14 protein-coding genes are annotated in these 17,798 nt (G+C 40.1%); 4 read left to right on the top strand and 10 right to left on the bottom strand.

Annotation, left to right across the window (positions count from 1 at the left end; translation table 11 throughout):
• Positions 1-150: 150 nt before the first annotated feature.
• Positions 151-1,011: a pseudouridine synthase gene (locus tag AACM45_RS11735; RefSeq protein WP_339142874.1), complete on the bottom strand. Its 861-nt coding sequence runs from the start codon at positions 1,009-1,011 to the stop codon at positions 151-153.
• A gap of 147 nt (positions 1,012-1,158) precedes the next feature.
• Between AACM45_RS11735 and AACM45_RS11730 the strand changes: the two genes are divergently transcribed.
• Positions 1,159-3,963: an alpha/beta hydrolase family protein gene (locus AACM45_RS11730; protein ID WP_339142872.1), complete on the top strand. Its 2,805-nt coding sequence runs from the start codon at positions 1,159-1,161 to the stop codon at positions 3,961-3,963.
• On the opposite strand, the gene AACM45_RS11725 is transcribed toward AACM45_RS11730, so the two are convergent.
• From AACM45_RS11725 to AACM45_RS11710, 4 genes are all read right to left on the bottom strand, one after another.
• Positions 3,960-4,910 carry a carbon-nitrogen hydrolase family protein gene (locus AACM45_RS11725; RefSeq protein WP_339142870.1) on the bottom strand — a complete coding sequence of 317 codons (951 nt, stop codon included), beginning with the start codon at positions 4,908-4,910 and terminating at the stop codon, positions 3,960-3,962. The two genes, AACM45_RS11730 and AACM45_RS11725, sit on opposite strands and share 4 nt — an antisense overlap.
• Positions 4,910-5,815: a geranylgeranylglycerol-phosphate geranylgeranyltransferase gene (locus tag AACM45_RS11720; RefSeq protein ID WP_339142868.1), complete on the bottom strand. Its 906-nt coding sequence runs from the start codon at positions 5,813-5,815 to the stop codon at positions 4,910-4,912. Before AACM45_RS11720 ends, AACM45_RS11725 begins: the two co-directional genes overlap by 1 nt.
• A gap of 9 nt (positions 5,816-5,824) precedes the next feature.
• Positions 5,825-6,757 (bottom strand): mevalonate kinase family protein, encoded by a 933-nt coding sequence (locus AACM45_RS11715; RefSeq protein WP_339142867.1) that lies wholly within the window; start codon positions 6,755-6,757, stop codon positions 5,825-5,827.
• A gap of 131 nt (positions 6,758-6,888) precedes the next feature.
• Positions 6,889-7,986, bottom strand: a complete 1,098-nt coding sequence (locus tag AACM45_RS11710) for a diphosphomevalonate/mevalonate 3,5-bisphosphate decarboxylase family protein (protein ID WP_339142866.1) — start codon at positions 7,984-7,986, stop codon at positions 6,889-6,891.
• Between the two features lie 92 nt (positions 7,987-8,078).
• On the opposite strand from AACM45_RS11710, the gene AACM45_RS11705 reads away from it, so the two are divergent.
• Positions 8,079-8,552, top strand: a complete 474-nt coding sequence (locus tag AACM45_RS11705) for a TspO/MBR family protein (RefSeq protein ID WP_339142864.1) — start codon at positions 8,079-8,081, stop codon at positions 8,550-8,552.
• A 46-nt stretch (positions 8,553-8,598) separates the two neighbouring features.
• On the opposite strand, the gene AACM45_RS11700 is transcribed toward AACM45_RS11705, so the two are convergent.
• Positions 8,599-9,120 carry a DUF1697 domain-containing protein gene (locus AACM45_RS11700; protein WP_339142862.1) on the bottom strand — a complete coding sequence of 174 codons (522 nt, stop codon included), beginning with the start codon at positions 9,118-9,120 and terminating at the stop codon, positions 8,599-8,601.
• Between the two features lie 80 nt (positions 9,121-9,200).
• Between AACM45_RS11700 and glpK the strand changes: the two genes are divergently transcribed.
• Together glpK and AACM45_RS11690 are read left to right on the top strand one after the other, a co-directional pair.
• A complete protein-coding gene (glpK, locus tag AACM45_RS11695; RefSeq protein WP_339142860.1) occupies positions 9,201-10,694 on the top strand; it encodes a glycerol kinase GlpK in 1,494 nt (497 codons plus the stop codon).
• A 153-nt stretch (positions 10,695-10,847) separates the two neighbouring features.
• Positions 10,848-11,576 (top strand): MIP/aquaporin family protein, encoded by a 729-nt coding sequence (locus AACM45_RS11690; RefSeq protein ID WP_339142859.1) that lies wholly within the window; start codon positions 10,848-10,850, stop codon positions 11,574-11,576.
• Positions 11,577-11,579: 3 nt separating this feature from the next.
• Here the strand turns inward: AACM45_RS11690 and AACM45_RS11685 are convergent, their stop codons facing one another.
• From AACM45_RS11685 to AACM45_RS11670, 4 genes are all read right to left on the bottom strand, one after another.
• Entirely contained in the window at positions 11,580-12,857 is a 1,278-nt protein-coding gene (locus AACM45_RS11685; RefSeq protein ID WP_339143123.1) for an NAD(P)/FAD-dependent oxidoreductase, read from the bottom strand.
• Positions 12,857-13,555 (bottom strand): glycerophosphodiester phosphodiesterase, encoded by a 699-nt coding sequence (locus AACM45_RS11680; RefSeq protein WP_339142857.1) that lies wholly within the window; start codon positions 13,553-13,555, stop codon positions 12,857-12,859. Before AACM45_RS11680 ends, AACM45_RS11685 begins: the two co-directional genes overlap by 1 nt.
• A gap of 69 nt (positions 13,556-13,624) precedes the next feature.
• Positions 13,625-15,496 carry an alpha-amylase family protein gene (locus tag AACM45_RS11675; protein WP_339142855.1) on the bottom strand — a complete coding sequence of 624 codons (1,872 nt, stop codon included), beginning with the start codon at positions 15,494-15,496 and terminating at the stop codon, positions 13,625-13,627.
• A complete protein-coding gene (locus AACM45_RS11670; RefSeq protein WP_339142853.1) occupies positions 15,493-17,796 on the bottom strand; it encodes a glycoside hydrolase family 65 protein in 2,304 nt (767 codons plus the stop codon). The genes AACM45_RS11675 and AACM45_RS11670 overlap by 4 nt, the downstream gene beginning before the upstream one ends.
• Between the last annotated feature and the right edge of the window lie 2 nt (positions 17,797-17,798).

The raw sequence follows: 17,798 nt of genomic DNA, 5'->3' as shown, positions 1-17,798 counted from the left end.
GGGTGAAAATCCGCCAAGCGCTGTTCTTTGGCGGTATTTTATGGTATTCACTTAAAGCCCATTACCACGATGTGTGGTAGTATGGTTATCGAAACTTACGTTTTAAAACAAAATCCATGCTTTAATTTAATAGGTATTCCTTCAGGCACCTCATTGTATCATCTTCAAATTGATTACCTCTTGTTGTGTCAAATTACGCCAATGACCCCGGGGTAAATCCTTTTTGGTCAATCCTGCAAAAACAACACGATCTAGCTTGACCACCTTGTATTCTAAATGCTCAAAAATGCGACGTACGATTCGGTTACGGCCAGAATGAATTTCAATACCAACCTCTTTTTTGCTTGTGCCATTGATATAAGAAACCTCATCTACCTGTACCGGACCATCTTCTAGCTCAAGACCTGCCTGAATTCTTTTCAAATCTGCAAGGGAAACATTTTTATCCAATACTACATGGTAAATTTTGCGAACCCCGAACTTAGGATGTGTCAATTTTTTGGTGATATCACCATCATTGGTGAACATTAGAAGTCCTGTGGTATTCCTATCTAATCGACCCACTGGAAACAACCTATTATTAGAAGAACTGGAAATTAATTCCATTACCGTTCTTCTTCCCTTTTCATCATTGGTCGTAGTGATAAACCCTTTTGGTTTGTTCAGCAAAATATACTCTTTTTTCTCAGGATTCAATCGCTGGCCATCATAACGGACATCATCTGTCAATTTCACTTTATAGCCCATTTCAGAAACCACCTTACCATTGACCGTTACATTACCTGCGGCGATATACGTATCTGCTTCCCTACGGGAACATATGCCGGCATTTGCGATATACTTATTCAGTCGCACCTCATCAGGATTGGTATTGGTCTTTGGGGGTGCTTTTCTTTTATTAGGGGGTGTACTTCTAGAAAAGTCCTTCTTTTTTTTGAACCCACCGGTGGGCCGTTTCTTATTACTATCAAATTTCGGCTTGCGATTGCCCTTATAGTCTGATTTCGCCATCAGTCATTTATTTTTTTGCAAAGGTAGGCTTTTAGGGTTGTCATACCCAATGTTTTGATTACCATCAAAATAAGCCACTACCTGAAATTACAACACCATAATTATCATCCAATTAACCCTATATTTATAGTGACTAATTTGATTAAAATGATTCAAAAGATTTCCCTATTGCTACTCGTTCTTTTACAAACTACGGTATGGGCACAAAAAAAGGTTTTAGACCATGAAGATTACAAAATATGGGGCACCGTTCAAGATGAAGTGATTGCGCCCGATGGTTCTCATGTACTTTACAGTATTGAACGTGGTGAAAAAGATAACTTCTTAAAAATACAAGATGGTAAAGGCCGCTTTGTGTTGGAATATGATAGGGCAGAAAAAGGTCATTTCACTTATGATTCGAAATACGCGGTATTTAGCATAAATGCTTGGCAAGACAGCATTATCGCCATGAAAAAAAGAAAGGTGAAAAAGAAGGATCTTCCCAAAGACTCCTTAGGGGTTTTCAATTTAGAAAACGAATCCTTAGTAAAAATAGGAAATATAAAATCGTATCAAATACCAGAAAAATGGTCAGGTTATCTAGCCTATCAGTTGGAAGAAATCAAAAAAGGGAAGGATAAGAAAGCAGAAAAAGATACTACCAAGACTACCGAAAATAAAAAAAATAAAACTAAGAAAGTCAGCAAGGATAACGGTTATCATTTGGTGCTGAGAAATCTTGGGAATAGCAACCAGGATACTTTAAAATTTGTGAAAGATTACATTTTTGCCAAAAACGGAAAATATCTTGCCTATACTTCAACTGGGGAAACAAAGGAAGCTAAAGCGGGAGCTTTCGTGCTGAATTTAGAGACTAGTGTTACCACTACCTTACATCAAGGTAAAAAGGCTGAATATTTTAACCTCAACTTTAGTGAATCTGGCAAAAATCTTGGTTTTATTGTAGATACTGACACGACCAAAGTTCAACTTCGCCCAAACGAATTGTACCTATGGCAAGAAGGTAGATCATCTGCTGAAAAATTGATGGACAATACGACGACACCCAATGATTATGTGGTTTCAAAGTATGGTGAGGTCCATTTCTCAAAAGACGAGTCCAAATTATTTTTTGGCCTGGCCAAACCACCAATAGAAAAAGACACCTCATTATTGGATGAAGAGATCGTAAATGTGGAAGTATGGACTTATAATGAACCAAAATTGTACACGGTACAAGAACTTCAACTCAAAAATGACACGGTACAATCGTTCGTTACGGCAATCCATTTAAATACCAAACAAGTAGTTCCTTTAGCAAATGCTACTTACATGAATGCAGAACTTGGTGATGAGGGCAATGCCAAATATGCCCTAGTGAACACCAGTATTCCGTATGAATTGCCAAGTCAATGGACCGCAAGACGTAATTACGATTATAAGGTCATTAATACGACCACTGGTGAAGCACAGTTAGAGCTTAAAAAAGTACCACAAATGCAATTGAGCCCAAAAGCAAAGTATGGGTATGGGTATAACCGTGTTGACAGCACTTGGTTCGCTTATAATTTGACCTCAGGAAGGTATAAGGCACTGACCAAAAACAAAGGTTTTTACAACGAAGAAAACGATTACCCCAATTTTCCGTGGGCCTATGGTATGGCAGGTTGGACCAAAAATGACAAGGCAATCGTGATTTATGACCGCTATGACCTTTGGGCATTTGATCCTGATTCCGGAACAACTGAAAAACTGACCGACGGAAGGCCTACCAAGACCGTGTATCGGTATCAAAATTTGGATGATGAAAAAAAACACCTCGACAGCAACGAAAAATGGATTTTAAGCACTTTTAATGAAGTTACAAAAGATGCGGGCTACGCTGAGTTCAACCCAAAAAACAATACCATAAAACAACTTTTGAAGGGTCCGTACCGCTATGCAAACCTTCAGAAAGCAAAAAGAAGTGATGCCTTGTTATATTCGAAAGAGTCTTTTGGTACCTTTCCTGATATACGACTGACCAACCTTGGTTTTAACAAAGACATCAAACTGAGTGACGCAAATCCGCAACAGTCAGAATACAATTGGGGCAGCATTGAATTGGTCAAATGGACTTCTTTAGATGGTAAGGAATTATCCGGAATGTTGGTCAAACCAGGGAATTTTGATCCAAATAAAAAGTATCCGTTATTGGTTAACTTTTACGAAAGGAGCTCCAACGGTATTCACCGACATCGCTATCCGAAACCCGAACGTTCTACGATCAATTATAGTTTTTATACCAGTCGGGGATATGTAATTTTCAATCCTGATGTGGAGTATCGTATCGGTTACCCTGGTGAGAGTGCCTATAACTGTGTAATCCCTGGGGTAACTTCCTTGATTGAAAAAGGGTTTATCGACAAAGCCAATATTGGCGTGCAGGGCCATAGCTGGGGCGGTTATCAAATTGCCTATTTGGTTACTAAAACCGATATTTTCAAAGCAGCGGAATCAGGTGCCCCCGTACCGAATATGATCAGTGCCTATGGGGGCATTCGTTGGTGGACGGGCCTAAGCAGACAATTTCAATATGAGCATACACAAAGTAGGATTGGGGGAACCCCTTGGGAATATCCGGCTCGTTATATTGAGAACTCCCCTATTTTCAATATTGACAAGATCAATACACCGCTGTTGATCATGCATAATGATGCCGATGGCCATGTACCTTGGTACCAAGGCATTGAGTTTTTTGTCAGTCTACGTCGATTGGGCAAACCCTCTTGGTTCTTGAATTATAATGGAGAACCCCATTGGCCATTGAAACATCGAAATCGGACTGATTTTAGTATTCGTATGGCACAATTCTTTGACCACTATTTAAAAGGGGAACCCAAACCCCTATGGATGGAGCGTGGCGTACCACCAATGGAAAAAGGAATAAAACAGGGCTATGAACTGTTGGATGGTACCGGAACGAACTAATCCTTGAACGCAACAGTCGATTGTCGTTCCCGATTAACAATGAGTTTCGTTACATCGGGCCTGGAATAGTGGCCAACGGGATCAAAGTTTTGACGCTCTTGGTAAACCCGATTAAAATCCAAGGTATGGTAAAGCACCCCTTCTTTATCGACAACAGGTTCTAACAACCACTCCCCATCTGGTCCCGCAATGCACGAACCGCCGTTGCCCAACACCTCGGGTGCTTTCTTTAAAATAGCTTCTAAGTGAGGGGTATCGGAAGGAAAATCAGCTTTGGTCATCATTGACGAAACAGAAATTACGTAACTACGGGATTCACGGGCGATAAAACGGGTGATATCTTTCGTGTTATTCAAATTACCAGGCCAAACGGCAACATGTAGATTTTCACCTTGTCCATACAATGCCGCCCGTGGTAATGGCATCCAATTTTCCCAACAATTGAGGCCTCCAACGGTAAATTGCTTTAAAGGATGTACTTGCAGGCCATTTCCATCACCGGGGGCCCATGTCAGACGTTCATCATAGGTAGGTTGTAATTTTCGATGCACCGATCTTATCTTACCTTCTGTATCAATATAAACGAGCGAGCAATAAATACTATGTCCGCCCCGGTCTTTTGCCCGTTCCATGATGCCGAGATAAACTGCAATGGCATATTCCTTTGCCAATTGACAAATCGAATCCAACTCACCCGCCTCTATTTGAACGGCATTTTTTACGTAATGACCGTGCAATTCTTTATTAATGTCTAAATCCCAAGCCGCGCCTTCGGTATATGCCAACCAAAATGGATACCCAGGCAATAGGGCTTCCCCGAAAATGATGAGTTCACTCTTGTGCTGTGCCGCCTCAATGATAGTAGCTTCTATTTTTTCAATGGTCGCACTTTTAGCTAGCCAAACCGGGGCAATTTGCGCCAAAGCAACATTCAATAAATTTTCCATTATAAAATTCGATTTAGAACTAGATCTACATCAATCAACAAGATACTGAAAACGCCTGCAATGATGATAAACTTTAAAATATTATGCAACCAAACGTAATGTGTTCTTCCTTTGGAGGCCCATAATAAAATTACAAACAGTAAGAGCAGTAAAAGCCCTCCTGCGAAATATACGTACATGTAACCCACGTCAAATACGGTGATAAGAAGATATCCCGGTATCACGGTCAGTGCAATCAAGAGCGTAATCAGCGATTTTGAGACTATTGCTCCGTACAACAATGGTACGGTCTTGTAGTTTTGAGCTAGGTCGCCCGCCATATTTTCCAAATCTTTCACCATTTCACGAGCCAAAATCAACAAAAACAAAAACAGGGCATGTACGAATATGACAGTCTCAAAGTTTTTATAATAGACAAAGACCACAAAAAAAGGAGCTATGGCCAAGGTTGCCGAGACCAAGTTACCGAGCAATGGAATACGTTTGAGCTTATGGGAATACAACCAGATGCCAAAAATATAAGCCGAGAAGAACAACACGGCACGAAAAGAAATATAACTGGCCGCAAAAACCGACAGAAAGTTTAAGATAAAGTACGTAGTCAATTTAAACCGTTGACTGACCAAACGATCCAACATGCTTTTTGTAGGCTTATTGATTAGGTCTTTTTCGGCATCGTAAAAGTTATTGATGATATAACCTGCGGCGATAACCAAAGCAGAAGCGGTCACGATCAAAAAAAGGTTCACATCGAAAACTACCTGTCTTAATGGTAGATTGGGTGATAATATGTAAATGGATGCAAGATACTGTGCCAAGATTATCATCAGGATATTATATCCCCGTACCACAGAAAACAGACTCAACAACTTATAAAGTAAGAGTTTATTTTTTCGAGTAAGCATGTAGATTTTTTAGAAGTTGTAAACCACTTCTAAATTATGGCCCTTCAAAGAGGTTCTTGCCTTTTCAATATCTTCGGTAAAGCCCAAAATATAACCCCCACCACCTGAACCACATAGTTTCAGGTAATAGTCGTTGGTCTCTATGCCCTTTTTCCAAAGCTCATGAAACTGCGCTGGTATCATCGGTTTAAAATGGTCTAAAACTACATGTGATAACTGTTTCACATGCCCGAACAACCCTTTTACGTCACCATTTAAAAAATGATCTACACATGCATCGGTATGTTTTACAAATTTTTCTTTGAGCATACTACGAAATCCTTCATGTTTCATTTGCTCCATGAAAATCTGTACCATTGGTGCGGTTTCACCGGTCATACCACTGTCCAACAAGAATACCGCGCCCTTACCCTCTTTATTTTGTGTAGGAAGGCTAGTAGATTCGATATTATCTTTTGAATTGATAAGAATAGGCAAGCTCAAATAGCTGTTCAAAGGATCCAAACCCGAAGATTTGCCATGGAAAAAAGATTCCATTTGACCGAAAACAACCTTCAATTTCAACAGCTTCTCACGGGTCAAATTTTCTAAAACGGTAATCTTGTCTAAAGCATATTTATCGTAAATAGCGGCAACCAATGCACCACTACTGCCAACACCATAACCCTGGGGAATGGAACTATCAAAATACATTCCATTAGCTACGTCCGTTCTTAACGTTTGCATATCAAATTGAACCAATTCCTCAGATGCGATACCAGCCAAATAATCAGCAAATTTAGACAGGCTTTCGTTAGAATGTTTGGCTTCTTCCGATAGGTTATTATCCGTTTTTAAAGCTCCTTTGAAAAAATTATAGGGTATGGAAAGTCCTTTCGAATCTTTAATAATTCCATATTCCCCGAACAATAAAATCTTAGAATAAAATAATGGTCCTTTCATATCTCCTGTTTGTGAAAAACTATTTTGTTTAATCACTTATACCATAAAGATAAACAAAGTGGCTTCCAAACCAAAAGTTTCTTTATTAATTTGACTTATCATTAACAGCTAACGTTCGATACCATTGAAAATTATCCTATTGTTGTTGAAAGCTGTTTTGCTCCTTTTCCAATTCGATCGCAAATATAGTGCCCGTTTTCACAGTACGCAACCAATTCATCTTGAATAAATTGAATCGCTTTTTCCTTAGCGCTCTCGGGGTATAGGACATGTACATTTGCCCCAGCATCCAATGTAAAACATATCGGTGTTTTCGTAGCATCACGAAATGCCCATATTCGATTGATTATTTCCAGGGTATTGGGTTTCATCAGTATAAAATACGGCAAACTTGTCATCATCATAGCATGTAAGGTCAGTGCCTCACTCTCCACAATTTCAATGAAACCGCTTAAATCACCAGAAGCAAAAATACTTTTCAGTTTATCCAGATTCTTGTGTGCTTGTGAAAATCTTTCTTTGGCGAAAGGATGTCCATACATCAAATCATGCCCTACCGTACTACTGACCGTTTTCTGACCTTTGTGCACCAATAAAATGGTATCGTGGAAATTTCTAAAATTCCGATGCACTTCAAAAGGATAATGAATACCAAATAAATCTGAACTATTCGGTATATGAAGCGAACTTCCCCACTGAATCAAATCACCTTCAATACTTCTACCGGCACTCCCTGATCCCAACCTTGCTAAAAAAGAGGCCTTTTTATAAAAGAAATCATCTTCGATATCAGGATTGATTTCTTTCTCAATGGACATCAGGCAAAGTGCCAAGGCTGCCATACCACTAGCAGAAGAAGCAATACCGCTACTATGCGGGAAAGAATTCGAGGTTTCAATTATGAATTCATAACTCTTTAAAAATGGGAGGAATTTTTCCGTTCGTTTAAAGAACGTATGGATCTTTGGTTTGAAATCTTCTTTTAGTTCCCCCTCAAAGTACAATTCGAATTGAAAATCAGCCGCACTATCTTCAAGTCTAGTATACGTAATTGAAGTTGTTGTTGCGCAGGCATCCAGCGTAAAACTTATCGAAGGATTTGCTGGAATTTGGTTTTCTTTTTTGCCCCAGTACTTTACTAGGGCAATATTACTAGGGGCTTTCCAACAAACTTTTCCAAGCATGGGGAGCGCCAACGTGCCTATTGATACAAAATCATTCTCGGTCATTCAAAAAACCATTTAAAACAAATATAAATGAACTCTGAGGAAGGTAGTGCCCAATTCAAATTAATTAGTATTTTAGTAGGATTCGCACTACTATGAAAAGTAAAATTATAAAGATAGCCATAGCAGTCGTTATTTGTTTGCTGATAGGTTTTCTATCGAGTTTTGCAACACAGAGCTCTGTTAACGATTGGTATGTAACCCTTAACAAACCAAGCTTTAACCCACCCAATTGGTTATTTGCCCCCGTGTGGACCGTGCTCTATATTTTAATGGGTATCGCTGCCGGCATCGTTTGGGTAAAGGGATATTACCATATTTGGGTTAAAACGGCATTATATCATTTCGGATTTCAACTTTTGCTCAACGCCTTGTGGAGCATTGTATTTTTTGGACTAAAAAATCCGTTGGCGGCCCTTTTTATCATTTTAGTATTGCTCACTATGATAGCACTCACCATTAAGTGGTTCAATGTGGTTAGTAAGAAAGCTGCACTTTTAATGGTCCCTTACTTTATATGGGTTCTTTTTGCGACGATTCTGAATTTTTCAATCTGGCAATTGAATTAAGTTCAAATACCAACCTATGAACGCGCCCAATATCATTGAAGCAATCTTAAGACGCCATTTCAAGCATTTTTCGCATGGTATTTAGATTTCGTGTCGTTGCGATTATGTGAAGCTTTTTTTCAATAAGATTGTTATTCAATTTCGCCTTACCGGCCCCTTTCTTACAATTTAGATAGACACAATTTGATGTTACCACGAAATCTTCATTTTGAAATTCCAGTTTGTTGAATGCATCTACTAAATCTTGGCCCGGACTTTCAAATAATAAGGTAAAATAGAGGTTTTTTTCATCAAACTGTTGAAAAGGAATATTGTTTAAAATATGTTTTATCTCAGCAACGGTCAACGACAGCACAGGTACTTCAAAATCAAAGTTCTTTTTAATAATTTGCCCTACGCTATGCCCCACAGCTTCATTTTCCGATGTCAAAATAATATTACCACTTTGAATATAAGTTTGAACATCTTTAAAACCCCCTTTGATTAGCGCATGCCTTAAATCAGCCATTTTTATTTTCTTTTGGCCACTGACATTGATGCCACGTAAAAAAAGTATCACTATTCCCATTGATAACGCTTATTATTAAAAAACGACTAAAACTACTCTAATTAATTTTAGTAATTTACGGTTTCAATAATCACTAAAATATGAACCAATATATTCTTGCCCTTGATCAAGGAACCACCAGTTCAAGGGCAGTTGTTTTTGATAAAAAAGGTGCAATCGTTTCTGTTGCCCAGAAAGAATTCACGCAGATTTTTCCTAAACCAGGTTGGGTCGAACACGATGCCACCGAAATTTGGTCTACGCAAGCCGGTATGGCAGCCGAGGCGATTAGCAAAAAAGGATTGGAAGGCGCTCAAATTGCAGCAATCGGTATTACCAATCAGCGCGAGACCGCTGTAGTTTGGGATCGTAAAACAGGAGAACCTATATACAATGCCATTGTTTGGCAAGATAAACGGACTTCTGATTACTGCGAAACACTGAAAGCAGCCGGAAAATCAGAGATGATACGTGAAAAAACAGGTTTGGTAATCGACTCTTATTTTTCTGCAACAAAAGTAAAATGGATTTTAGACAACGTTGAAGGGGCCAGGGAAAAAGCAGAAGCGGGCGAATTGGCCTGGGGCACTATTGACTCATGGTTAATTTGGAAAATGACCCAAGGAAAATTACATGTAACCGACGTCACCAATGCCTCCCGTTCTTTGGTCTTCAATATAAACACCATGCAATGGGATGAAGAACTTTTGCAATTGTTCACCATTCCTAAGAGTATGTTTCCTGAGGTAAAACAATCTAGTGAGGTATACGGGCATACTAGTCCGAACTTCTTCGCGAATAAGATTCCCATAGCGGGTATTGCCGGTGACCAACAAGCTGCATTATTTGGTCAAATGTGCACCAATAAAGGCATGGTCAAAAACACCTATGGTACAGGCTGTTTTATGTTAATGAATATTGGGGATAAACCAATAGTTTCAAAAAACAACCTTTTAACCACCGTAGCTTGGAAAATCAATGGAAAAACCACCTACGCGCTTGAGGGAAGTATTTTTATTGCCGGTGCCGTTGTGCAATGGCTTCGCGATAGTCTAAAGATCATTGCGAAATCATCTGATGTTGAAGCCTTGGCCAGTTCTGTCGAAAATTCTGAAGGGGTATACTTGGTGCCTGCTTTTGCCGGTCTTGGTGCCCCACATTGGAACCAACAGGCCCAAGGAACCATCTTCGGTTTGACCAGGGGTAGTACTGATGCCCATATTGCCCGTGCTGCTTTAGAATCCATTGCTTATCAGACCATGGATATCTTAAAGGCAATGGAAGCTGATTCGGGTGTTTCCATAAAAGAACTTCGCGTAGACGGAGGTGCTACAGTCAACAATATGTTAATGCAATTTCAAGCCGATGTATTAAATACAACCACCATACGACCCAAAATAGTAGAGACTACGGTAATGGGAGCTGCTTATCTAGCCGGACTCGCAGTTGGATTTTGGAAGAGTCCAGAAGAAATTCAAGATATCTGGCAGACAGATGTTCATTTTAAGCCAACCAGCGAAAGGGAGATGGTTGAGGAGGGAGTTAAAGGTTGGTATCGGGCAATTGATGCTTTAGAACACTGGAGTAGGCAGTAGGCAGTAGGCAGTAGGCAGTAGGCAGTAGGCAGTAGGCAGTAGGCAGTAGGCAGTAGGCAAAAGAACTCTTTCAACTTTCAACTTTCAACTTTCAACTTTCAACTTTCAACTTTTAACTTTTAACTTTTAACTTTTAACTTTTAACAAAAATACATGACACCTTTTATAGCTGAAATCGTCGGTACTTTTCTGTTAATCTTGTTAGGATGTGGGGTTAACGCAAATGTATCGTTAAATAAAACCTATGGTAGTGGTTCAGGTTGGATCGTTATCACCACAGGGTGGGCCTTAGCCGTTTATACAGGTGTGGTAGTTGCCGGACCTTACAGCGGAGCACATATGAATCCCGCAGTGACCATTGGTTTGGCCTGGGCAGGTGAATTTTCAATCTACGACGTACCCACTTATATTATAGCACAGTTCATTGGGGCCATGTTGGGAGCCTTCTTTGTTTGGTTGATGAACAAAGACCATTTCAATATTACTAAAGATGGAGACACTAAAAGAGGGGTCTTTTGTAACGCCCCCGCCATACCCAATCTATTTACGAATATGTTGACTGAAGTACTTGGGACTTTCGTCTTGGTCTTTGCGGTTCTTTACTTTACCGATGCTACCATTTCGGAAAACAATACTATTATAGGCCTAGGCTCTCTGGGCGCCTTACCTGTAGCCTTTATCGTCTGGGGAATTGGACTTTCACTTGGCGGTACCACAGGATATGCCATCAACCCAGCACGCGATTTGGGCCCAAGGATAATTCATGCCCTGGTACCGATAAAAAATAAAGGCTCAAATGGCTGGGGATACTCATGGGTGCCGGTCGTGGGACCCATAGCTGGCAGCATTCTAGCCGCGATTGTAGCAGGTTTCTTGCAATAAGAATCAACAATCCGTTGCGATTGCTTGGGCGGCAAGATATGCCCCGGTCCAAGCATTTTGAAAATTGAAGCCCCCGGTTATGGCATCAACATTGATAACCTCTCCAGCAAAATAAACATTTGGTAGTTTCTTACTTTCAAATGTCTTAAAATCAATTTCTTTAAGATCAATACCACCTGCGGTAACGAATTCTTCCTTGAACGTACTTTTGCCTTGCACCCTAAACGAACATTTGGTCAGTTGTTCCGCCAAACTTTGAATTTTTTCTTTAGATACATCGGCCCATCTAAGATCTGGCGCAATAGCTGCGGCTTTTACCAAATTATTCCATAAACGGCGAGGTATGTCAAACGCTTTTGTTTTGAAAACCGTCTTTTTTGCCTCTACCTGTTTAATTTCAAGTAATAGCCGCTCAGCAGAACCGGTGGTGTATTCAGGAAGCCAATTAATATGAACTCGAAAATTATACTTGAAATCATTCAGCAAATTGGCCCCCCAGGCCGATAATTTCAAAATTGCAGGTCCGCTCAAGCCCCAATGCGTTACCAAAACCGGCCCATCGGAAGTAAGTAAAGGCATTCGTTCTACTTTGCTCTTAAGTTTAATCGCTATTTTAGAATCGTAGTGTTTTTTCTGATATACCGCTGTCGTCACCTCGGTGCTGATCCCGGCAAGATTGTTGAGTCTGTCGTCATTGATATTAAAAGTAAACAATGAAGGTACTGGAGGTACGATCTGATGCCCAAGCTCTTCCAACTGTTTCCAAATTTTGGTACTACTACCCGTTGCTATCACTATTTTTTTGGAGTGATAGTATTTGTTCTTCGTAGTGACCATCCAACCATCAGCAACCTCATCAGATCTTGAAAACGATTTGACTTGATAGTTTTTCAACACTTTGATCCGCAATCTTTCCGTTTCTTTTAAAAAACAATCAATTATACTTTGAGAGCTATTCGATATTGGAAAAACCCGCCCATCTTCTTCTACCTTTAGCGGCACACCCCTCTCTTCAAAAAAAGTGATGACATCGGCTACACCATAATTATGAAAAGGACCTAACAGCTCTTTTTTACCCCTAGGATAGTTATTGATTAATTCCTTAGGGTTGAATTCGGCATGGGTAACATTGCATCGCCCGCCACCAGAGACCTTCACCTTGCCCAAAACGGTTTTGCCACGTTCAAAAATCGCCACGGTCAATTTCGGATTTGCTTCGGCAATTTGAATGGCAGTATAAAAACCCGCAGCGCCCCCACCAACTATAATAACATCAAAAATCACCTAATTCGATCGGGATAGTTAGTAAAAATGCCATCTACACCAAACGCAGTCACCTGTTGGATGTCTGTAGATTCGTTAACGGTATAGGTATATACCTTAAAACCTGCATCATGGATTTTTTTGACTTGATCTTGGGTCAACGTTTTAAACCAAGGGTTTATCGCCACAGCATTCAATTCTTTGGCCATGGCTATGGTATCTTCCAAGGCTTCGTCTTCCATAAGCACCGCAATGGCAATATCCGCATTAATCTTACGCATTTCTTTTAGTTCATCCCACTTAAAACTCGAAATAACAAAGTTTTCAGGCGACCATCCTCTTTTCTTGATGTAAAAATCAGTTATAAAATTGACCCGACTTGCAGTTCCGGAACCTTTTAGTTCAATATTCAGGGGCACTTTATTGTCAATAAGCTTCAAAACATCTTGAAGTGTGGGTATGCTATGACCTCCATCTAAAACAACCTTCTTTAAATCAAAGAAATTGTACTCTTCAATCGAGCCGACCGCATTCGACAATCGGTCCAATCGGTCATCATGAAAAACAACGGTTTCGCCACTATCGATATTAAATACGTCGATTTCAATCATATCAACACCTAGATCAATTGCCTTTTCAATAGAAGCCAAGGTATTTTCAGTTTCATAACCCATTGCGCCCCTATGCCCAATCACAAGCGGTTTCTTTTCTCCCATTTTACAAGAATTTAAGGCCAAGCAACAAACCAGGCCCAACAAAAAAAACTGTCTCATTTTTCAATTGACTTATTTCAGGTTAAAGATATAAGATTGTAGGGGTTGCAGTGAAACTTTAAAACTTCCAACCCCTTCTTTATTTATGGTAAGCTCCGACTTAAAGGTTCCATAAAGCTCATCCTTTAAATCATACACTCCTTTTTCAAGGTTCCACTTTTTAATAATTTCAGGAGGTAATTTTAAGTCAAGATGATAAGCCTTCTCGGTATCAAAGTTTGACAATACTATCAATTTTTCCCCTTCATCCCACCTTACGAATGAAAATACCCTATGGTCATAAGTTTCCGTATTTTCTTTATTGTAATAATGAATTTCTTGATAGTCACCCATAAGGGCCGAACTTCCAATGGTAAAATTCAATAAGCGTTTGTAAAAGTCACGTAGGTCTTTTTCTTCGGAAGAAAGTTGGCCTCCATCAAACTTTTTATTATTGACCCATCTTTGAAAAGCCGGCACTCCTATGTAATCGAAAATCGATGTTCTGGTAGGGCTACCAAAACCAGCATTTTCAGAGCCATCTTCGCCAACTTCTTGCCCAAAATAAATCATGGTGGGGGCGGTGCTCAATGTTGCCGATACCACCATCGCGGGTTTTGCAATCTCAGCTTTACCCACAAAATCAGGGCTTGCTATACGCTGCTCGTCATGATTCTCTAAAAAGTGAAGCATATGATGTTCGATATCCTTCAATCCGTTTTGTACCGTTTGAATATGGTCTGTCCAACCATATCCTTTCATAATATGTTTGATACTGTCGTAAAGTTCAACCTTATCATAGAGATAATCCATCTTTCCTTTATGGATATAATCGCGATATAATTGCGGATTGTAGACCTCAGCCAAAATAAAGGCATCTGGGTTTTTCATTTTAATGGAAGAATTCATAAAGCTCCAAAACTCCACTGGAACCATTTCTGCCATATCAAAGCGGAAGCCATCAACACCAAAATCAAGCCAGTACAGTGCAATATCACGAAACTTATACCACGAATCAGGCAAATCTTTAGATTGCCAAAATTCATAATGGGCCTTGTAGTCCATTTTTGTATAGGCATCTGGTAATTCTTCGAAATCTTTAGTACCATCTGGGCGAACCCCGTAGTTGATTTTCACTGTTTCGTACCAATCATTGAAATGGGGTTGGGCCAATCGTGAGCCATTACCTGTCCATTTCGCTGGGTTTTCTTCAAATTCACTATCTGACAACAAATTCCCTTCCCCCCCTAAAGGACGATAACCTTCTTGCCATTCAGGCACTTTAAATTCGGTATCGGGGATGTAATAAAAATTATTATTGCGATGATACTCCAAAGATGTATCGTCTTTCGCACCAAAATCCAAAACCCCATCTGGGTTTGTTTTCCCTTCATATTTTCTGGCTACATGGTTTGGCACAATATCAATGATTACCTTCATGTCGAGTGCATGGGTGCGCTCTATAAGGGCCCTAAATTCTTCAAGCCGGTTTTTTGGATCTACGGCCAAGTCGGGGTTGACATTATAGTAATCTTTTACCGCATAAGGGGATCCCGCCCTACCTTTGACGATATCAGGATCGTCATTGGAAATACCGATACGGGTATAATCATTGATCACCGCGTGATGTGGCACCCCGGTATACCAAATATGGGTAATGCCCAAATTCTTAATTTCGGTAAGTGCTTTTTTATCAAAATCAGCAAACTTACCCACCCCATTCTCTTGAATAGTACCCCAAGGTTTATTGGTAGTGTTCGTATTTCCAAAAAGTCTTGTAAACACCTGGTACACTACCTTTTTTCTTTCTTTCATAGCTTTAGGTTCAATTTCTGCCGAACTTTGGTTGCAACCCAGAATGTAAAAGGAAAGGAGAAGGCTGAAAATCCAGACTATTTTCTTCATATGTCAACCCTTTTCCCTGGCTGTAACACAACACGTTCCCCATTTACGCGAATAGACATTTCTTCGCTACCACCTAGTTCAAACGATGTTCCCTTGGTCGAAACGGTAACCTTTATAATACGATTTCTGAAGTTTATTTTAAAAGAATATGATTTCCACTGCTTCGGAATTTGTGGCGTAAAGCATAATTTATCATCTGCAACCCGCATCCCACCGAAACCTTCTACAATGCTCATCCAAGTACCTGCCATAGAGGTAATGTGCAAACCTTCTTCCACCTCCTTATTATAATCATCCAAATCAAGCCTGGACGTACGGAGATAGAAGGTATATGCCTGATCCATACGACCTAGTTTGGCGGCCTGTATGCTATGTACACAAGGTGATAACGAAGATTCATGAACCGTAAAAGGTTCGTAAAAATCAAAATGTTTTTCCAACTCATCAACAGTGAAATGGTCTTCAAATAAATAAAAGCCCTGTAGTACATCTGCCTGTTTGATATAAGGGGAGCGCAATATCCTGTCCCAACTCCATTTTTGATTGATGGGACGCTCTGTTTTTGAAAGGTCGTTTACCTTTATCAATTCCTTATCTAAAAACCCGTCTTGTTGCAGAAACACCTCCAGCTTCTTGGAATAGGGAAAAAACATATTTGATGCCACTTCTCCCCATAGTTCCGTCTCTGCATCGGTTAGTTTGGTATGGGCAATGATGCGGTCATAATCTACTGGGTAACCCTCTTTGACCTTCACCAACTGCTCTAAGGCATATTCAATACACCATTTTGCGAGGTAATTGGTATACCAATTGTTATTCACGTTATTCTCATACTCATTTGGCCCGGTGACTCCCAGAATGACGTATTTTTTCTTTTTAGAGGACAGGTTCGCCCTTTGATGCCAAAATCGCGCGATACCGATCAATACTTCAAGGCCCATTTCAGGAATGTAGCTATAATCGCCAGTAAAGCGATAATAGTTATAAATCGCAAATGCTATGGCTCCATTTCTGTGGATTTCTTCAAAAGTAATCTCCCACTCGTTATGGCATTCCTCACCGTTCATGGTGACCATTGGGTATAAGGCGGCACCATTCGTAAAGCCCAATTTCTGGGCATTTTCGATAGCTTTTTCCAAATGATTGAAACGATATTCCAGCAAACTCCAAGCAACGGTCTGATCTTTAGTGGCCATGTAAAAAGGCAGGCAATAGGCTTCGGTATCCCAATAGGTACTACCTCCGTATTTCTCCCCTGTGAATCCTTTCGGACCTATGTTGAGCCGTGAATCCTTACCTAAATAAGTTTGGTTCAATTGAAAAATATTGAAACGGATTCCTTGCTGCGCCTTCACATCACCTTCAATGGTAATATCGCTCATTTCCCAAATTGCGGCCCAAGCTTTCTTTTGATCTTCCAACAGTCTTTCAAAACCAAGTTTGGAAGCCTTATCCAAAACGGTGTTGGCTTCAGCAACCAATCGCTCTGCAGGATGGTTTCTAGAAACAGTGTAACCCCCCAGTTTGACCAGCGAAATGGTTTCACCACCCTTTACCGTACTTTGAAATTTCACACCAACAAAGGTTTCGGTCTGTTCAAGAGGTTCTGGTTCTAAAGCACGCTCACCAACGGTGACATTCGCTTGCATAAAAGTACATGTGGCAAAATTTGTTTTCATGGTATGTGCCTCAATGAAAGCCCTGCTCTTTTTAGAAGCGATACCTGTGGTATTCCAAAACTTATCATCCCAATTGCTGTCTTCATTGGTAATGCCAGAATCCAAATACGGAATACATTCAATATCAGCATCTTTGTTCAAGGGCTTGATGTCATATTTGATTGCGCCCAGTTCGTCCAAATCCAAACTGAGAAAACGGGTCACCATAACATCAACCTCGACATCATTGGCCAATAAGGCCTTAAAGCTTCTTTTATACCAACCTTCTTGCATATTTAGTTCCCTTTTAAAAGCAGAGACCTTTTTACAAGAGTTCAAATCAAGTGTTTCACCATCAATGCGAATTCTTATACCAATCCAGTTCGGGGCATTTAAGACTTTTGCGAAATATTCTGGATACCCATTCTTCCACCAGCCTACCCTTGTTTTATCGGGATAATAAACTCCAGCAATATAACTGCCCTGAAAAGTCCCACCGGTATAGTCTTCTTCAAAATTCGCTCGTTGGCCCATTGCACCGTTACCAATGCTAAAAAGACTTTCAGAAGACTTTATTCTTTCGCTATCAAAACCCTCTTCAATAAGTGACCAAGGATTTGGTTGGATATAATCTTGATTCATTT

The sequence above is a fragment of the Croceitalea sp. MTPC5 genome (assembly GCF_036985505.1).
In the GTDB taxonomy this organism is placed as follows: domain Bacteria; phylum Bacteroidota; class Bacteroidia; order Flavobacteriales; family Flavobacteriaceae; genus Croceitalea.
This window is presented reverse-complemented; position numbering and strand designations above follow the sequence as displayed.

Bases quoted from the DNA above. Each gene is read 5' to 3' on its own strand.
- AACM45_RS11735 (WP_339142874.1), bottom strand. From the start codon at position 1,011: ATGGCGAAATCAGACTATAAGGGCAATCGCAAGCCGAAATTTGATAGT.
- AACM45_RS11730 (WP_339142872.1), top strand. From the start codon at position 1,159: ATGATTCAAAAGATTTCCCTATTGCTACTCGTTCTTTTACAAACTACG.
- AACM45_RS11725 (WP_339142870.1), bottom strand. From the start codon at position 4,910: ATGGAAAATTTATTGAATGTTGCTTTGGCGCAAATTGCCCCGGTTTGG.
- AACM45_RS11720 (WP_339142868.1), bottom strand. From the start codon at position 5,815: ATGCTTACTCGAAAAAATAAACTCTTACTTTATAAGTTGTTGAGTCTG.
- AACM45_RS11715 (WP_339142867.1), bottom strand. From the start codon at position 6,757: ATGAAAGGACCATTATTTTATTCTAAGATTTTATTGTTCGGGGAATAT.
- AACM45_RS11710 (WP_339142866.1), bottom strand. From the start codon at position 7,986: ATGACCGAGAATGATTTTGTATCAATAGGCACGTTGGCGCTCCCCATG.
- AACM45_RS11705 (WP_339142864.1), top strand. From the start codon at position 8,079: ATGAAAAGTAAAATTATAAAGATAGCCATAGCAGTCGTTATTTGTTTG.
- AACM45_RS11700 (WP_339142862.1), bottom strand. From the start codon at position 9,120: ATGGGAATAGTGATACTTTTTTTACGTGGCATCAATGTCAGTGGCCAA.
- glpK (WP_339142860.1), top strand. From the start codon at position 9,201: ATGAACCAATATATTCTTGCCCTTGATCAAGGAACCACCAGTTCAAGG.
- AACM45_RS11690 (WP_339142859.1), top strand. From the start codon at position 10,848: ATGACACCTTTTATAGCTGAAATCGTCGGTACTTTTCTGTTAATCTTG.
- AACM45_RS11680 (WP_339142857.1), bottom strand. From the start codon at position 13,555: ATGGGAGAAAAGAAACCGCTTGTGATTGGGCATAGGGGCGCAATGGGT.
- AACM45_RS11675 (WP_339142855.1), bottom strand. From the start codon at position 15,496: ATGAAGAAAATAGTCTGGATTTTCAGCCTTCTCCTTTCCTTTTACATT.
- AACM45_RS11670 (WP_339142853.1), bottom strand. From the start codon at position 17,796: ATGAATCAAGATTATATCCAACCAAATCCTTGGTCACTTATTGAAGAG.